We start from the raw sequence: 17,016 nt of genomic DNA on the forward strand, positions 1-17,016 counted from the left end.
GCCGGCCGGAAAGCGGGCGACGACGCGCGGCGGCCGTCCCGGACAGCCGGGCGCCGCGCATCGCCGGGGACTAGGGCACGGAAAGGGGCGGGCCGTCAACGTGCTCTCGGCCGCCATGATGGACCGGCCGGTGCAATCCGACAAGACGACGGGGCGGAACTGGACATGATGCCGATATCCGAAAACGGAAACGACGCGCGGGCGGGTCTTTCCGAGAATGAAGACGATGCGATTGCGCGTCTTCCTGGAGACGGAGACGACGCGCGTGCGCGTCTTGCCGCCATCCGCGCGGCCATCGACCGCAGCGCCCGCGAAGAGGGCCGCGATCCGGCGGAAGTCACCCTTGTCGCGGTGTCGAAGACGTTCGAGGCCGATGCGATTCGGCCGGTGCTGGAGGCAGGTCACCGGGATTTCGGCGAGAACCGCGTCCAGGAGGCGAAGGCGAAATGGCCGGCGTTGAAGGCGGATTTTCCCGGCGTGCGCCTGCACCTCATCGGGCCGCTGCAAACCAACAAGGCGCGCGAGGCCGTGGCGCTGTTCGACGCCATCCACTCCCTCGACCGGCCGTCGCTGGCGCGGGAACTGGCGCGCGAGCAGGCGCGCGTCGGGGCGGAGCGCATGCCGGCGCTGTTCGTGCAGGTCAATACCGGCGAGGAGCCGCAAAAGGCGGGCGTGGCGCCGCAGGACGCCGACGCCTTCATCCGCGCATGCCGGGAGGAGCAGGGCCTCGCGATCGCCGGGCTGATGTGCATTCCGCCCGCCGGCGAGCCTCCGTCCGCGTATTTCGCACTGCTGCGCAAGATCGCGAAACGAAACGACGTCGATAATTTGTCGATGGGCATGAGCGCCGATTACGAGCAGGCCGTGATGCTCGGCGCGACGCATGTCCGTGTCGGCAGCGCCATCTTCGGCGCGCGTGCTTACCCGGCTTAAGGCGTTTTCCGATTAAATCGGCAAGAACGCGCTCAAGAACGCGCTCAAAATAAAAAACCGGAGGCTTTCCGCGTTTCAGCAAAATGTCGAAAGCCTCTAAAGCAGGGCGCGCGGCGCGGAGATCCACCGCGGGCGTGGCGTTGGTGCAACGTGAATGCCCGATCGCGAGATGCCGGGTTGCGCAGCGCCCGAGCCTATGTTACGGCACGCCAACAGACGGGAATGCGGACCGCGTTTTCCGTTCTCACCACAGAGTTTTGCAGCGGGCGTTTGGTGCGGTTTGCCGGATATGGTTTCTCGCGCCACCTGCTCAACAGCCCCGGAGAAAGGCCCGTGCCACAAGGCGGATCGATCGTTTCCGGCGTCGCGGGACGCTATGCCACCGCGCTCTTCGAACTCGCGGCAGAAGAGAAGAGCATCGATGCCGTCGGCGCGGATCTCGCCCGGTTCGAGGCGCTGGTCGCCGAGAGCGCGGACCTCGCCCGGCTCGTGCGCGCGCCGGTGTTCACGGCGGAGCAGCAGCTTGCCGCCATCGCCGCCGTGCTCGACAAGGCCGGCATCGGCGGCCTCGCGGGCAAGTTCGTCAGGCTTGTCGCGGCCAAGCGCCGCCTGTTCCTGGTCAGTGAGATCATCAGGTCCTACCGGGCGCTGGTGGCGGAGAGCCGGGGCGTCGTGCGCGCCGAGGTGACGCTGGCGGAGCAGCCTTCCGACAAGGTTCTCGAGGAAATCAGGACGGCGCTCAAGGGCGTCGCGAAAGGCGGCGAGATCGTTCTCGACGTCAAGGTCGATCCCGCCATCATCGGCGGACTCGTTGTCAAGCTCGGCAGTCGCATGGTCGACGCGAGCCTGCGCTACAAACTTAATTCTATCCGTCTCGCGTTGAAAGAGGTCGGCTGATGAGCATCCGCGCCGCGGAAATTTCCGCAATTCTCAAGGAGCAGATCAAGAACTTCGGCCAGGAAGCCGAAGTAACCGAGGTCGGCCAGGTTCTCTCGGTGGGCGACGGCATTGCCCGCGTCTACGGTCTCGATCAGGTTCAGGCCGGCGAGCTGGTGGAATTCGAGTCGGGTGTGCGCGGCATGGCGCTCAACCTCGAAAGCGACAACGTCGGTGTCGTCGTGTTCGGCAGCGACCGCGACATCTCGGAAGGCGAGACGGTCAAGCGCACCAAGACCATCGTCGACGTGCCGGTGGGCCGCGCCCTGCTGGGCCGCGTCGTGGACGGTCTGGGCAATCCCATCGACGGCAAGGGGCCGATCGAGGCGACCGAGCGCCGCCAGGTCGACGTCAAGGCGCCGGGCATCATTCCGCGCAAGTCGGTGCACGAGCCGATGGCGACGGGCCTCAAGGCCATCGACGCGCTCATCCCGATCGGCCGCGGCCAGCGCGAGCTGATCATCGGCGATCGCCAGACCGGCAAGACCGCCATTGCGCTCGACACGATCCTCAACCAGAAGCCGATCAACCAGGGCGACGACGAGAAGGCGAAGCTCTACTGCGTCTATGTCGCGGTCGGTCAGAAGCGCTCCACGGTCGCCCAGTTCGTGAAGGTGCTTGAGGAGCAGGGCGCGCTCGAGTACTCGATCGTCGTCGCCGCGACCGCTTCCGATCCGGCGCCGCTGCAATACATCGCGCCGTTCGCCGGTGCCGCCATCGGCGAGTATTTCCGCGACAACGGCCTCCATGCCGTGATCGTCTATGACGATCTGTCGAAGCAGGCCGTCGCCTACCGCCAGATGTCGCTGCTGCTGCGTCGTCCGCCCGGACGCGAAGCCTATCCCGGCGACGTGTTCTACCTGCACTCCCGCCTGCTGGAGCGCGCCGCGAAGCTCAACGAGGAAAACGGCCTCGGTTCGCTGACGGCGCTGCCGATCATCGAGACGCAGGCCAACGACGTGTCGGCCTACATCCCGACCAACGTGATCTCGATCACCGACGGCCAGATCTTCCTTGAGACGGATCTGTTCTATCAGGGCGTGCGCCCGGCGGTGAACGTCGGCCTCTCGGTCTCGCGCGTGGGCTCCTCCGCCCAGACGAAGGCGATGAAGAAGGTCGCGGGCAAGATCAAGGGCGAACTGGCGCAGTATCGCGAGATGGCCGCCTTCGCCCAGTTCGGTTCGGATCTCGATGCGTCGACCCAGCGCCTGCTGAACCGCGGCGCGCGCCTGACGGAGCTGCTGAAGCAGGCGCAGTTCTCGCCGCTGAAGAGCGAGGAGCAGGTGGTCGTGATCTACGCCGGCGTCAACGGCTATCTCGACGTCATTCCGGTCGCGAAGGTTCGCGCGTTCGAGGAAGGGCTGCTGACCTTCGTTCGTGCCAGCCATGCCGATATTCTCGAGGATATCCGCGTGACGAAGGACCTGTCGAACGAGACGGCCGCCAAGCTGAAGGCTGCGGTCGAGGAGTTCATCCGGTCGTTCAACTGATCGGATCGGATATGGATCGGGAAGGGGCGTGACGCTGTCGCGTCCCCGGCGAGGAGATAGGCGTCAACCATGCCGAGCTTGAAGGATCTGCGCAACCGCATCGCCTCCGTGAAGGCGACGCAGAAGATCACCAAGGCCATGCAGATGGTGGCTGCGGCGAAGCTTCGCCGCGCCCAGCTCGCGGCGGAAGCCGCGCGTCCCTTCGCCCAGCGCATCGATCGCGTCCTCGCCAATCTGGCGCAGGGGATCGGGCCTGGTGAGGGCGCGCCCCGGCTGATCGCCGGCACGGGCAAGGACGATACGCATCTGCTGATCATCGCCACCGCCGAGCGCGGCCTGTGCGGCGGCTTCAATTCGTCGATCGTCCGTCTTGCCCGCGAGCGTATCCAGACGCTGCTCGCGCAGGGCAAGAAGGTGAAGATCATCACGGTCGGCAAGAAGGGCTTCGAGGCCCTGCGCCGGCAGTACGCCGACTACATCATCGAGACGGTGGATCTGCGCGACGTCAAGACGTTGACCTTCGATGTCGCAGACCGGCTCGGCAAGAAGCTGATCGCGGCGTTCGATGCCGGCGAGTTCGATGTGGCGACGCTGTTCTACTCGGAGTTCCGCTCGGTGATCTCGCAGATCCCGACGGCACAGCAGATCATTCCGGCGCAACTGCCGGAGCGTGTCGATGACGGCGCCGCGGACGCGGTTTACTCCTATGAGCCGAACGAGGAAGAAATCCTCGAGACGCTGCTGCCGCGCAACGTGTCGGTGCAGATTTTCCGGGCGCTGCTGGAGAATGCGGCTTCCGAGCAGGGCGCGCGCATGTCGGCGATGGATAACGCCACGCGCAACGCCGGCGAAATGATCAAGAAGCAGACGCTGATCTATAACCGGTCGCGTCAGGCGATGATCACGAAGGAACTGATCGAGATTATTTCGGGCGCCGAGGCGATCTGACGCGGCGCGCGGGAGGAGGCGCTGCGGCGCCAAATGCAACAGGAAGGGCCAGGCCGAGGTCGGCTTGCGCCGGATGTTTGGACGAATGAGAGGCCCGGACGGGCTCGGACGGAGCTGCACCATGACGAATGTTTCCCCGGCTAAGAATACCGGCCGCATCACGCAGGTGATCGGTGCTGTTGTCGACGTGCAGTTCGACGGGCAGTTGCCGGAGATCCTGAACGCGCTGGAGACCACGAACCGCGGCCAGCGGCTGGTGCTCGAGGTTGCGCAGCAGCTCGGCGAAAACACCGTGCGCACCATTGCGATGGACACGTCGGAAGGTCTGGTGCGTGGCCAGGAGGTCACGGACACCGGTGCGCCGATCCGCGTGCCTGTCGGCGCGGGCACGCTGGGGCGCATCATGAACGTGATCGGCGAGCCGGTGGATGAAGCCGGCCCGGTCCAGGCCGATGATTTCCGCGCCATCCATCAGTCGGCGCCGAGCTATGCCGAGCAGTCGACGGAAGCCCAGATCCTCGTCACCGGCATCAAGGTCGTCGACCTGCTCGCGCCTTACTCGCGCGGCGGCAAGGTCGGCCTGTTCGGCGGCGCCGGCGTCGGCAAGACTGTGCTCATTCAGGAACTGATCAACAACATCGCGAAGGCGCACGGCGGCTTCTCCGTTTTCGCCGGCGTCGGCGAGCGCACCCGCGAGGGTAACGACCTTTACTACGAGATGATCGAATCGAAGGTGAACGTCGACCCGAAGGAGAACAACGGCTCGGCCGCCGGCTCCAAGTGCGCGCTGGTCTATGGCCAGATGAACGAGCCTCCGGGCGCGCGCGCGCGCGTGGCGCTGACGGGTCTGACCGTCGCCGAGCACTTCCGCGACCAGGGCCAGGACGTGCTGTTCTTCGTGGACAACATCTTCCGCTTCACGCAGGCGGGTTCGGAAGTGTCGGCCCTTCTCGGCCGCATCCCCTCCGCCGTGGGCTACCAGCCGACGCTCGCCACCGACATGGGCGCGTTGCAGGAGCGCATCACCACGACGACCAAGGGCTCGATCACCTCGGTGCAGGCCATCTACGTGCCCGCCGACGACCTGACCGATCCCGCGCCGGCCACCTCCTTCGCCCATCTCGACGCGACGACGGTGCTGTCGCGCGCCATCGCGGAAAAGGGCATCTATCCGGCGGTCGACCCGCTCGACTCCACCTCGCGCATCCTGTCGCCGCTCGTCGTCGGCGAGGAGCACTACAATGTCGCGCGTTCGGTGCAGCAGGTGTTGCAGCGCTACAAGGCTTTGCAGGACATCATCGCCATTCTCGGCATGGACGAGCTTTCGGAAGATGACAAGCTGACGGTGGCCCGCGCCCGCAAGATCGAGCGCTTCCTGTCGCAGCCCTTCCACGTCGCGGAAGTGTTCACCGGCTCGCCGGGCACCCTGGTGAGCCTTGAAGACACCATCAAGGGCTTCAAGGGTCTCGTCGAAGGCAAGTACGACCACCTGCCGGAAGCGGCGTTCTACATGGTCGGCACCATCGAGCAGGCCGTCGAGAAAGCGCAGAAGCTCTCCACCGAAGCCGCGTGATGCCGGCGGCGTGTGAGCGATGAACGGGCGGGGCCGGTTTCGCCCCGCATGCTGAACAGAGGTCGGGAGTACCGTCATGGCCACCTTTCATGTCGAGCTGGTCTCGCCTGAGAAATTGTTGTTCGCGGGCGAGGCTGAAAGCGCCACGGTGCCGTCCGTCGACGGCGAGATGACGGTGCTCGCGGCCCACGCACCGCTGATGGCGGTGCTCAAGCCCGGTGTCGTCCAGATTCGCGATGCGAGCCAGAGCCTGCGCCGTCTTTTCGTGCGCGGCGGCTTCCTGGACGTCAATCCGTCCGGCCTGACCGTGCTGGCTGAGTACGCCATTCCGGTCGAGGACATCGACGCGGTTTCCGTCGACAGCGATATTCGCGATGCCGAGGAAGATCTGCGCGACGCCAAAACCTTTGAGGATAAGCAGGCTGCATCCGACAGGCTTGTGCAACTGCGGGACCTGCGCGCCGCCGCGACCCGGTGATCCGGCCGTTTACCGCCTCAAACCGAAAAACGGGTATTGTTTTCCCGGTTTGATGTTCGAAAATGGACAGGGCGAAGCAGCGATTCAGGGCGCTTCTGTGCTTGAAGTCGCTGTAGGTTGCGGTGAATAAAAGCGATGAGGAAGGCGGCGCAAGCCGCCTTCTTTATTGGGCATTGACTGGGTATCCTCCAATTCTAAAGAAAGATCAGCTATTTACTCTTTCTCGTCGTTCGTTATGGTGATTCCCTCACAGACGGGGGAGACAAGCGGTGTCGGATGAGGCGCGGATCGACAGGCGGTTGAGGCGGCTGGAGCGGCGACGCTCGGCGGCGGTGCTCGAACTGGGCGCGCCAGGCCCCGACGCCGATCTCCTGCGACGCCTTATCGCGATCGCGCTGCGGGTTCCCGATCACGGCAGGCTCGAACCCTGGCGGCTCATCGTGCTGGAAGGCAAGGCCAAGAGCGTGGCGGGCGAGCGTCTGGCTGAAGCCTATGTATCGCAGAACCCGGATGAAGATCCAGACCGGCGCGACAAGCAGGCGGCCAAGATCGTCGCTCATTTCGCCGCCGCGCCGGTAGCGATCGTCGTCGTCAGTTGCGCCGATCCGCAGGCGAAGAAGCCGGAGTGGGAACAGGTTCTGTCCGCCGGCGCCGTCTGCATGAATCTTCTCACGGCATCGGCGCTCGCCGGCTTCGGCGGCGTCTGGCTGACCGGTTGGGCGGCCTATGACGAGGCGGCGAAGCGCATCCTCGGCCTTGCAGCCGGAGAAAAGATCGCCGGCTTCATTCATATCGGCACGGAGCGCGAGAAATTGCAGGACCGTCCCCGTCCTGATCCGGCGGAGAAGGTGACGTTCTGGCAGGCGCAGTGAAGGCGCGCCGTTGCCGGTCGTAAAACGGTCTTGCCGAAAGGGGCGCAGCGTGGTTGAAGGCTCGCAGCCAATTCAGCCGCTCAGGAGACTTTCATGACCACTCTGCCGCCCCCCGTCGAACGCGAACTCATCGCGCGCCAGGCCGCGCGGATGCTGCTTGAAATCAAGGCGGTGCATTTCAACGCCGAGACGCCGTATATCTTCACGTCCGGCTGGGCAAGCCCGGTCTACATCGACTGCCGCAAGATCATCTCCTTTCCGCGCCTGCGTTCGTCGCTGGTGGATTTCGCCACGTCCACCATCGTGCGCGAAATCGGCTACGAATCGATCGACATCATCGCCGGCGGCGAGACGGCGGGCATTCCGTTCGCGGCCTGGATCGCCGATCGCTTCGAACTGCCGATGCAGTATGTCCGCAAGAAGCCGAAGGGCTTCGGCCGCAATGCGCAGATCGAGGGCGAGGTGCATGTCGGGGCGCGCACGTTGCTCGTCGAGGATCTGGCGACGGACGGTCGCAGCAAGGTGAACTTCGCCGAGGCGCTGCGCACGGCCGGCGCGCAGGTCGACCATTGCTTCGTGCTGTTCTTCTACGACATCTTTCCGCACAGCCGGGAGGTAATGGAGAAGCTCAACATCAAGCTGCATTATCTCACGACATGGTGGGATGTGCTGGCGGCGGCGAAGGAAAGCGGCCATTTCGATCCCGGCATTCTGGCCGAGGTCGAGGGCTTTCTCCATCGTCCGGCGGAGTGGTCCGCCGCGCATGGCGGCGTGTCCTCCTTCCAGAGCTGATTGATCAGGACCTCTGCGCGCGCGGATGGGCGGCGTCGTAGGCCGCCATCAGGCGGGCGGCGTCGACCTTCGTGTAACCCTGCGTCGTGGATAGCGAGGCGTGGCCGAGCAGTTCCTGAATGGCGCGCAGGTCGCCGCCACGGCCGAGCAGATGCGTGGCGAAGGAATGGCGCAGGGCATGCGGCGTGGCGTTTTCCGGCAGGCCGAGCGCGCCGCGCAGCGTCTGCATGGCGAATTGCACGATGCGCGGCGACAGGGGGCCGCCCTTCGCGCCCCGGAACATCGGCTCGTCCGGCGCGAGGGGGTAGGGGCAGAGGGCGAGATAGTCGCTGACGGCCTGGCTCACCTGCGGCAGCACGGGCACGGTGCGCATCTTGTTGCCCTTGCCGATGACGGTGACGTCGTCGCGCCCGCCGACGGGGGCGTCCTTGCGCGCGATGGAGAGGGCCTCGCTGACGCGCAGCCCGCAGCCGTAGAGCAGCGACAACACCGCGGCATCGCGCACCAGCACCCATTGCGGTTTTTCCTCGCCGGCGCGGGCTTCCGCGTCGGTGACGGTCCGCGCCGCATCGACGGGCAGGGGCTTCGGCAGCGTGCGGGAGATGCGCGGCCCGCGCACGGTGGTGAAGGCGGCAGCCTCGCCACGCCCGGTGCGCTCCAGAAAACGCGCGAAGGAGCGCAGCCCGGCGAGCTGGCGCATCAGGGTGCGGTTGCCCGCTTCCTGCTGCCGGCGCTCGGACAGGAACGCGCGCAGGTCCGCCGGCGTCAGGTCGCGCAGATCGGCGAGCGCCGGCGGGCCGTCGCGGCGGGTGGCGAGAAAGGCGAGGAACTGGCGCGCGTCGCGTCCGTAGGCGGTCAGGGTTTTGGGCGACAGCCGGCGCTCCGAGCCGAGATGCCGCAGCCAGTCGGCGAAGGCATCCCGGATCTCCGGCGACATGAGAAAGGGCGCGGCGTCGTTCATCGTGCGGTTGCTCATGCGCCCATGATAGGATTGCGGCGCTAATCGGCCGTAAACGCGGCTGCCGCCGTCGCGCGCTGTTCCGTGCGGACACGGAATCGCGTATCCCTTTACGGTTCATGCCCCTGTTCCGTTTTCGCGAGCGCATTTCTCCGTCATGAATCATCCCGTCCCGCCCGCGCCGGCTTCAGACGGCCCGCAGATCGTGGATGTTCTGCTGCCGGTGGCGCTCGACCGCGCCTATTCCTATGCGGTGCCGGAAGGCATGGCGCTTGCCGCCGGCGATGTGGTGCGCGTGCCGCTGGGCAAGCGCGAATCCGTCGGCGTCGTCTGGGCGGTGCGGGGCGAGGCGATGGGCCGGACGATGGGCGAGGAAGCCCATGGACGATTGCGGCACGTCATCGGGCGTATCGACGTGCCGCCTTACGGCGAGCGGTTGCGCGCCTTTCTCGACTGGATCGCGTGGTACACGCTTGCGCCGCGCGGCCTGGCCATGAAGCTCGCGCTGCGCGTGCCCGACGGCGGCGAAGACCATGCCCGCATGCTGGAGCCGCCGCGCATCGGCGTGCGCCTCGCGGGCGCGCCACCGCGGCGCATGACGCCGGCGCGCGCGCGGGTGCTGGCGACGATCCGCGACGGCCATACTTTCATCCGGCGCGATCTGGCGCACGAGGCCGGCGTCTCGACGAGCGTGATCGACGGCCTCGTGGATGAGGGGGCGCTGGAGGCGGTGCCGTTGCCGCCGCTGCCGGTGGTGCTGCCGCCCGATCCCGATTTCGCCCGCGCGGCGTTGTCCGATGCCCAGCACTCGGTGGCGCAGGCGCTGTGCGATACGGTGCGGGAGGGCGCGTTTTCGGTGACGCTGCTTGAGGGCGTCACCGGCTCCGGCAAGACGGAGGTCTATTTCGAGGCGGTGGCCGAGGCGCTGCGCCTGGGGCGGCAGGCGCTGATCATGATGCCCGAAATCGCGCTCACTTCCCAGTTTCTGACGCGCTTCGAATCGCGTTTCGGCGTCCGGCCGGCGGAGTGGCACTCGGGTGTCACGGGGCGCAAGCGGGCGCGCATTCACGCCGGCGCGGCGGACGGCACGGTGCGCGTCGTCGCCGGCGCACGCTCGGCGCTGTTCATGCCGTTCCGCGATCTGGCGCTGATCGTGGTGGATGAGGAGCACGAGGCGGCCTACAAGCAGGATGATGGCGTCACCTATCATGCGCGCGACATGGCCGTGGTGCGCGGGCGCTTCGAGGCGGCGGCGGCGGTGCTCGCTTCCGCGACGCCCTCCATCGAGAGCAAGGTGAACGCCGACAGAGGCCGCTATCGGCATCTCGTGCTGCCGGAGCGCTTCGGCGGGCGGATGCTGCCGGAAATCAGCGCCATCGACCTGCGCCGCCACCCGGCGGAGCGGGGGCGCTGGATATCGCCGCCGCTCGTCGCCGCCGTCAACGAAACGCTGGAGGCGGGGGAGCAGGCGTTGCTGTTTCTGAACCGGCGCGGCTACGCGCCGCTTACGCTGTGCCGGCATTGCGGCCATCGCTTCCAGTGCCCGCAATGCTCCGCGTGGCTTGTGGAACATCGCTTCCGGCGCGCGCTCGTCTGTCATCATTGCGGCCATACGGAGCGGCGCCCGGATGTGTGCCCCGCCTGCGGCGAGGCCGATACGCTGGCCGCCTGCGGCCCCGGCGTGGAGCGTCTGGCGGAGGAGGTGGCGGAGGTGTTTCCGGGCAAGCGCGCCATCGTGCTGTCCAGCGATTCGCCCGGCGGGGCGGAGCGCATCCGCGCGGAATTGCAGGAGGTGGCCGAGGGCGCGGTGGATATCGTGATCGGCACGCAGCTCGTGGCCAAGGGCCACAACTTCCCCGGCCTGACGCTGGTCGGCGTCATCGATGCGGATGTCGGGCTGGCGAACGGCGATCCGCGCGCTTCCGAGCGCACCTTTCAGCTCATGCAGCAGGTGACGGGCCGCGCCGGGCGCGGCGAGCGGCCCGGCCGGGCGCTTATCCAGACCATGCAGCCGGACCATCCCGTGCTGCGCGCCATCCTTTCCGGCGACGGAAAGCGCTTTTACGCCGAGGAGATCGCCGTGCGCGAGGAGGCGGGCCTGCCGCCGTTCGGCCGTCTTGCCGGGATCGTCGTTTCCGGCCCCGACCGGGCGGAGGCGGAAAACCACGCCCGCGCGCTGGCGCGGGCGGCGCAGCCGCCGGCCGGCGTGGCGGTGCTCGGGCCCGCCGAGGCGCCGCTCGCCATGATTCGCGGCCGCCATCGTTTCCGGCTGCTGGTGCGCGCGGGGCGGGCGTTCGACCTGCAAGCGTGGCTGCGCGACTGGCTGGCGCGCGCGCCAAAACACGCCGCCCGGCTGCGTGTGGCGGTGGATGTGGACCCGTATAGTTTCATGTAGGTTTCGACCGCGTGATCCGGCGGATCGATCATGAAAGGATCATACGCCCGTATCGCGCTGCGGTGAAGGCCCGATCCGGCCGCCGCCGGCGAGCGCCTCGCGCACTTTCGCGCGCACTTCCTCTTCCGCCCGGCGGGTCGCCCGCTTGCGGTCGGTGCCGGCGTCGAAGGGGATGGGCGTGCCCCATGTCAGTTGCACGTCGATGGGGCCGCCGGCGAGGATGCCCTTGAGATGGGGCGCAAGCTCCATGTCGCCGTGCCAAGCGATGGCGGGCCGGTCGCCGCGTTGCAGCGGCAGGCCGTCGCGGCGCACGTAGGTGATGGCGAGCGGTTGCAGCACCACGTCGCCGGCCCCGTCCGCCGTCAGCGCCTCCCGCGCCGCGCCGACGAGCGCCGAGCGGAACGGCAGCACGCGTGTGCCGTCGCCGGTGGTGCCTTCGGCGAACAGCACGATGCGGTCGCCCTCCCGCAGGCGGCGCGCCACCGCGCCATTGGCGCGGGCGGTGTCGGCGCGGCGGGTGCGGTCGATGAAGACGGTGCGTTGCAGCCGCGCCAGCAGGCTCACCACGGGCCAGGTGCCGACTTCCGCCTTGGCGATGAACGACAGCGGCGTGAGCGCCGACAGCACGCAGATATCGAGCCATGAAACGTGATTCGACAGGATGAGCGCCGCCGGTCCGCGCGGCGGCTCGCCATGGACGATGCGCCGGACGCCGAGCGTCGCGCAGACGATGCGGTGATAGGCCAGCGGAATGGCGCGTCGGCCCGGCGCGCCCAGGCGCAGCGCCGCCCATTGCAGCGGAATGCCGATCAGGGTGACGGGCACGAGCACCGCGACGCGGCTCCAGAAGCGCAGGTTGCTCATGATGCGTCTATTTCGATTTGTCGTCGAGCGGCAGGGCGTAGAGCTCCAGCCGGTGATGCACCAGCCGATAGCCGAGCTTGCGGGCGATTTCCGCTTGCAGGGCCTCGATCTCGTCCGAGTGGAATTCGATCACCGCGCCCGTGTTCATGTCGATGAGGTGGTCGTGGTGGCGGGTGGGCGCGCTTTCGTAGCGGGCGCGCCCGTCGCCGAAGCGGTGACGCTCGATGATGCCCTGATCCTCGAACAGCTTGACGGTGCGGTAGACGGTCGACAGCGAGATGTTCTCGTCGACGCGCATGGCGCGCCGGTGCAGCTCCACCACGTCGGGATGGTCGTCGGCCTCCGCGATGACGCGGGCGATGACGCGCCGCTGCCCGGTCATGCGCAGGCCGTTGGCGCTGCACAGGCGCTCGATGACGTTCTTCTCGCCCGGGCGCGCGGCCTTGCCCGCATTTCCGCCGACGCTTTCGCGCCCGCTCACGGCGTTCCCCGCCTGCTGTTTCCCGCCGGAGGCTCGTTTGGGAAGGGGGGGCATCGCAATTCTCCACACTATCGTCGTCGGGCGCGGGCCGTCGCCGCAAGGCCATGCGGGAGCAGGATTTCCCGGCACGCGAAGCTTACAGGAAACGCCGTCCTAGTCCAACTGCGCCCGCATCGTGAGCGCGGCGGCGCGGCTGCCGTCGGGGGCGGGGTAATAGCCGGGGCGGCGGCCGATTTCGGTGAAGCCGGCCCGGCGGTAAAGCGCGAGAGCGGGCGCGTTGCCTTCTTCCACCTCCAGGAAGACGGCGCGCACGCCGAAACGCTGCAACCTGTCGAGATGATGCGTGAGAAGCAGCCGTCCCGCACCCGTCCCGCGCGCGTCGGGCGCGACCGCGACGGTGAGGATTTCGGCCTCGTCGATGACGATTCGCGACAGGAGGAAACCGATGAGCGGGGCCTGCCTCTCCGAGGTGCCGCCGGCGAAGGCGCCGTCCGCCACATGGGCCTTGCCGGCGAGCATGCGCTCAAGCTCGGTCGCCTCCCACGCCCGCGCGAAACTTGCCGCGTGAATGGCCGCCGCTGCCTCGGCGTGATCGCCGGTCAGCGGGGCGATGCGCGGCGGCGGGCGATGAAAGGTGAACAGGTCGCGGAGCATGACAGTCACGTCACAATCGGATCGTCGGGAAGGGTGTCTGGAAGCGGCGGCCGCGGGATGGCGTCACTGGCGGGGAAGCCTTGCCTTGTCCTGCGGCCTGGCGTCGGCGCCGCGCAGGTAGAGCGGTTGCGGCAGGGCGGTGTCCGCGTCGGCGGCGAGCCCGAGTCGCGCCACCCAGCGGATATCCGGCGCCGGGGCCGAATCGGCGATTTTCGTATCGAGGCCGACGGCCCTTGCCTCCGCCGCCAGCAGCTCCGCCGCCGGCCCGGCGATCGTCACCGCGCCGGTGCCGAGCAGACGCGCGGCGTCCCGCAGGCCGATGTGGCGGGCGCTCACGACGACGCGCCCGCCGGGCGCGCTGGCCTGAAAATAGATGGCGCCGTGGCGGGCGTCGATGGCGGCGGCGAGCAGGGGGCGGCGCGAATCGGCCGCCAGCACCTGCGGCGCGAGAAAGGCCGCCAGCGTCGAGACGCCGACCACCGGCACGCCGGCGGCAAGCCCGATGGCGCGCGCGGCGGAGATGCCGACGCGCAGCCCGGTGAAGCTGCCCGGCCCGATGGTGACGGCCACCCGGTCGAGCGCGGCGAATCCGTCCTGCGCCGATCCGCCTTGCGTCGATTCTTTTTCCGGGGAAGCCGAACGCGCCACGACGCGCTCGATCAGCGGCAGCAGCGCTTCCGCATGACCGCGCGCGAGCAGCAGCGTTTCCGTCGCCAGAACGTCGCGGGAGAAGGTATCCGCGCCGCCGTCCTCAGGCGCCGCCCGCGTATCGATCACGCAGGCGGCGCAAGCGCCGAGCGCCGTGTCGATGGCCAATATGCGCAACCCGCTCCCCCGCCTCTGGCACCGGCCCGCGAGGCGTGCGCCCTGCGGGTCGATGCGCCGGCAAATCCGCGCCGCGCCGTTTCCGCGTTCGGGAGGCGCCGCGCTTTGCCGTATCGTCCGATATCCGCTGACATCTATGATACGAAGCGACGGCGATGTCACCCCCTGCCGATGCGGGGCGCGCCGATAAGCGGGGATGGCGGCCCTGAACCCGATCCGATGCGGTGTTCGTCAGGATGGGGTCGGGCCGGCGAGGCGCTTCGGGGGAAGACCGCAGGCGCGGGTGTCAGTCGATGCGCGCGTATTCGTCGAAGTCGAGGCGCGGCAGGCGGTCGAACAGGCCGGCCGGATCGCCGTAACCGACGTTGATCAGGAAATTGGTCTTGATCTTGCCGTCGGGGAAGAAGGCGGCGTCGACGCCCGCCTTGTCGAAGCCCGACATCGCCCCGGTATCGAGACCGAGCGCGCGCGCCGCGAGGATGAAGTAAGCGCCTTGCAGCGAGGAGTTGCGCAGGCCGGTTTCCTCGATGAGCGCCGGATTGCCGGCGAACCACGCGCGCGCGTCCGCGTGGGGGAAGAGCTTGGGCAGCTTGTCGGGAAATTCCGTGTCGTAGCCGACGATGACGGTGGCCGGCGCGGCGAGGGACTTGGCGCGGTTGCCTTCGCTCAGCAGCGGCGCGAGCTTTGCCTTGGCTTCGGGCGAGCGCACGAAGACGAAGCGCGCCGGCGAGGCGTTGGCGCTCGTCGGTCCCCATTTGGAGATTTCCGCGGCCTGGCGCAGCAGGTCGTCGGGCACCGGAATGTCCCGCCAGGCATTGTGCGTGCGCGCGGCGAGGAACAATTGTTCGAGAGCGGCGGCGTCGATCGGACGGCCGGGAGCGTTGTCTGTCGTCATATCCATCTCCGGTATTGCATCGAAAAACGATACGGGGAAAGTGCCGGCTATGGTATGTCGCGACGCAACATCGTGTCATGCGCAAGCGCACAACGGGCGTGCAAGCTTCGCTTGCACGCATGCAAGCGCCGGAAGAACCGGCGGCCTGCCGTTCAGACGGCGCGCACCTCCTGCACATCGGGCAGGAAGTGGCGCAGCAGGTTCTCGATGCCGTGGCGCAGGGTGGCGGTGGACGACGGGCAGCCCGAGCATGCGCCCTTCATGGCGAGGAAGACGACGCCGTCGCGGTAGCCGCGGAAGGTGATGTCGCCGCCGTCGCCGGCCACGGCCGGGCGCACGCGGGTCTCGATCAGGTCCTTGATGGTTTCCACGGTATCGATGTCGGCGTCGTCGAAGAACTCTTCCTCGTCGTCGAAGCGTGCGCCGTTTCCCTCGGCGATCAGCGGCTCGCCCGAGAGGAAATGTTCCATGATCGCGCCCAGAATGGCGGGCTTGAGGTGCGGCCACTCACCGGTATTCTTGGTCACGGCCACGAAATCGCTGCCGAAGAACACGCCGGACACGCCGTCGATGTCGAACAGCCGCTGCGCGAGCGGCGAGCGCGTGGCCTCGATGTCGGAGCGGATCTCGATCGGCGCGTCGGGCGAAACGTCGCGGCCCGGCAGGAACTTGAGCGTCGCCGGGTTGGGGGTGGCTTCCGTCTGGATGAACATGTTTTCTCCTCACCTGACCGGTTCAAGGGCGGCGGTGATCCGCGCGCGCCGCAACGATGCGGCGAACGGTTCCAATCTGGCGGTTTTCGCTCTCCGTTTCAATGGCCGGATGGCGTGCGCATGCGCCTCATGCGCGCTCGCGCACGAAACCGACGATGTCCTTGACGGCGTTCATCGTCTCGCGGGCGATGGCGCGCGCGCGCCGGCTGCCGTCGGCCAGCACCGAATCGATGTAGCCGGGATCGGCGGACAGCCGCTGCATCTCCGCACCGATCGGCGCGAGCTTTTCGACGGCCACGTCGACCAGCGCGGTCTTGAAGGCGGAGAACTGGCCGCCGGCGAAGGTGCGCAGCACGTCCTCGCGCGTCTGCCCGGCGAGCGTTGCGAAAATGCCGACGAGATTCTCGGCCTCGGGACGCCCCGCGAGTTCCTCCACCGTTTCCGGCAGCGGCTCGGGGTCGGTCTTGGCCTTGCGGATCTTCTGCGCGATGGCGTCGGCGTCATCCTTGAGGTTGATGCGCGAATAGTCGGAAGGGTCGGATTTCGACATCTTCTTGGTGCCGTCGCGCAGGCTCATCACCCGCGTCGAGGTGCCCTGGATGAGCGGCTCCGGCAGCGGGAAGAACGTTTCGCCGAAGCCGTGGCGGGCGATGGATTCCGCGTAATCGTTGTTGAACTTCTGGGCGATGTCGCGCGTGAGTTCCACATGCTGCTTCTGGTCCTCGCCCACGGGCACCGCGTCGGCGCGGTAGACCAGGATGTCCGCCGCCATCAGCGCGGGATAGGCGTAAAGGCCGAGCGAGACGTTCTCGCGGTCCTTGCCGGCTTTTTCCTTGAACTGCGTCATGCGGTTCATCCAGCCGATGCGCGCGATGCAGTTGCAGATCCACGCCAGTTCCGCATGTTCGGAAACCTGGCTCTGGTTGAAGACGACATGCGCCTTCGGATCGACGCCGCTCGCGATGAAGGCGGCCGTCACCTCGCGGATCTGGCGCGTCAGCGCCTCCGGCTCCTGCGCGACGGTGATGGCGTGCATGTCGACGACGCAATAGATGCAGTCAAACTGCTCCTGCAACGCGACGAAACGCGATACCGCGCCGAGATAATTGCCCAGATGCAGGTTGCCGGTGGGCTGCACGCCGGAAAATACACGTTTCTTCAAGACGGACATGACGACGTCCCATCCCTTTCGTCGGGTCTGTGGTCAAT

General features: G+C 67.5%; 17 protein-coding genes. 9 read left to right on the top strand and 8 right to left on the bottom strand.

Annotated features, from left to right (window positions below):
• The first annotated feature begins 165 nt into the window (after nt 1-165).
• The 8 genes from ACOYJQ_RS15320 (at nt 166) to ACOYJQ_RS15355 (ending at nt 8,022) form a co-directional block, all read left to right on the top strand.
• On the top strand, nt 166-933 hold the full coding sequence (locus ACOYJQ_RS15320; RefSeq protein WP_433459618.1) for a YggS family pyridoxal phosphate-dependent enzyme: 768 nt from the start codon (nt 166-168) through the stop codon (nt 931-933).
• Nucleotides 934-1,266: 333 nt separating this feature from the next.
• Entirely contained in the window at nt 1,267-1,830 is a 564-nt protein-coding gene (locus ACOYJQ_RS15325; RefSeq protein WP_433459620.1) for a F0F1 ATP synthase subunit delta, read from the top strand.
• On the top strand, nt 1,830-3,359 hold the full coding sequence (atpA, locus tag ACOYJQ_RS15330) for a F0F1 ATP synthase subunit alpha (protein ID WP_433459622.1): 1,530 nt from the start codon (nt 1,830-1,832) through the stop codon (nt 3,357-3,359). Before ACOYJQ_RS15325 ends, atpA begins: the two co-directional genes overlap by 1 nt.
• Before the next feature lie 69 nt (nt 3,360-3,428).
• Nucleotides 3,429-4,307, top strand: a complete 879-nt coding sequence (locus ACOYJQ_RS15335; protein WP_433459623.1) for a F0F1 ATP synthase subunit gamma — start codon at nt 3,429-3,431, stop codon at nt 4,305-4,307.
• A gap of 121 nt (nt 4,308-4,428) precedes the next feature.
• On the top strand, nt 4,429-5,880 hold the full coding sequence (atpD, locus tag ACOYJQ_RS15340) for a F0F1 ATP synthase subunit beta (RefSeq protein WP_433459625.1): 1,452 nt from the start codon (nt 4,429-4,431) through the stop codon (nt 5,878-5,880).
• Between the two features lie 76 nt (nt 5,881-5,956).
• The gene (locus ACOYJQ_RS15345; RefSeq protein ID WP_433459627.1) at nt 5,957-6,358 is read left to right on the top strand and encodes a F0F1 ATP synthase subunit epsilon; all 402 of its coding nucleotides are present in this window, start codon (nt 5,957-5,959) and stop codon (nt 6,356-6,358) included.
• Nucleotides 6,359-6,627: 269 nt separating this feature from the next.
• A complete protein-coding gene (locus ACOYJQ_RS15350) occupies nt 6,628-7,230 on the top strand; it encodes a nitroreductase family protein (protein WP_433459629.1) in 603 nt (200 codons plus the stop codon).
• A gap of 93 nt (nt 7,231-7,323) precedes the next feature.
• Complete coding sequence (locus ACOYJQ_RS15355) at nt 7,324-8,022, top strand: orotate phosphoribosyltransferase (protein ID WP_433459632.1); 699 nt, start codon at nt 7,324-7,326, stop codon at nt 8,020-8,022.
• Nucleotides 8,023-8,026: 4 nt separating this feature from the next.
• Here the strand turns inward: ACOYJQ_RS15355 and ACOYJQ_RS15360 are convergent, their stop codons facing one another.
• Nucleotides 8,027-8,998, bottom strand: coding sequence for a tyrosine recombinase XerC (locus ACOYJQ_RS15360; RefSeq protein WP_433459634.1), 972 nt, complete (start codon nt 8,996-8,998; stop codon nt 8,027-8,029).
• A gap of 139 nt (nt 8,999-9,137) precedes the next feature.
• Here ACOYJQ_RS15360 and ACOYJQ_RS15365 point away from each other — a divergent pair, with 139 nt between their 5' ends.
• A complete protein-coding gene (locus tag ACOYJQ_RS15365; RefSeq protein WP_433459636.1) occupies nt 9,138-11,375 on the top strand; it encodes a primosomal protein N' in 2,238 nt (745 codons plus the stop codon).
• A gap of 39 nt (nt 11,376-11,414) precedes the next feature.
• Here ACOYJQ_RS15365 and ACOYJQ_RS15370 read toward each other — a convergent pair whose 3' ends face one another.
• From ACOYJQ_RS15370 to trpS, 7 genes are all read right to left on the bottom strand, one after another.
• Nucleotides 11,415-12,239, bottom strand: a complete 825-nt coding sequence (locus tag ACOYJQ_RS15370; RefSeq protein WP_433459638.1) for a lysophospholipid acyltransferase family protein — start codon at nt 12,237-12,239, stop codon at nt 11,415-11,417.
• A 7-nt stretch (nt 12,240-12,246) separates the two neighbouring features.
• Nucleotides 12,247-12,621 (bottom strand): Fur family transcriptional regulator, encoded by a 375-nt coding sequence (locus ACOYJQ_RS15375; protein WP_433459791.1) that lies wholly within the window; start codon nt 12,619-12,621, stop codon nt 12,247-12,249.
• A 252-nt stretch (nt 12,622-12,873) separates the two neighbouring features.
• Nucleotides 12,874-13,374: a ribosomal protein S18-alanine N-acetyltransferase gene (gene rimI, locus ACOYJQ_RS15380; protein ID WP_433459792.1), complete on the bottom strand. Its 501-nt coding sequence runs from the start codon at nt 13,372-13,374 to the stop codon at nt 12,874-12,876.
• Nucleotides 13,375-13,437: 63 nt separating this feature from the next.
• A complete protein-coding gene (gene tsaB, locus ACOYJQ_RS15385) occupies nt 13,438-14,199 on the bottom strand; it encodes a tRNA (adenosine(37)-N6)-threonylcarbamoyltransferase complex dimerization subunit type 1 TsaB (protein ID WP_433459640.1) in 762 nt (253 codons plus the stop codon).
• Between the two features lie 286 nt (nt 14,200-14,485).
• Nucleotides 14,486-15,094: a malonic semialdehyde reductase gene (locus ACOYJQ_RS15390; RefSeq protein WP_433459642.1), complete on the bottom strand. Its 609-nt coding sequence runs from the start codon at nt 15,092-15,094 to the stop codon at nt 14,486-14,488.
• Nucleotides 15,095-15,246: 152 nt separating this feature from the next.
• The gene (locus tag ACOYJQ_RS15395; RefSeq protein WP_433459643.1) at nt 15,247-15,807 is read right to left on the bottom strand and encodes a NifU family protein; all 561 of its coding nucleotides are present in this window, start codon (nt 15,805-15,807) and stop codon (nt 15,247-15,249) included.
• Nucleotides 15,808-15,934: 127 nt separating this feature from the next.
• Nucleotides 15,935-16,978: a tryptophan--tRNA ligase gene (trpS, locus tag ACOYJQ_RS15400; RefSeq protein ID WP_433459644.1), complete on the bottom strand. Its 1,044-nt coding sequence runs from the start codon at nt 16,976-16,978 to the stop codon at nt 15,935-15,937.
• Nucleotides 16,979-17,016: the final 38 nt, after the last annotated feature.

The sequence above is a fragment of the Pseudochelatococcus sp. genome, assembly GCF_050946405.1.
Taxonomy (GTDB): Bacteria; Pseudomonadota; Alphaproteobacteria; order Rhizobiales; family Beijerinckiaceae; genus Pseudochelatococcus.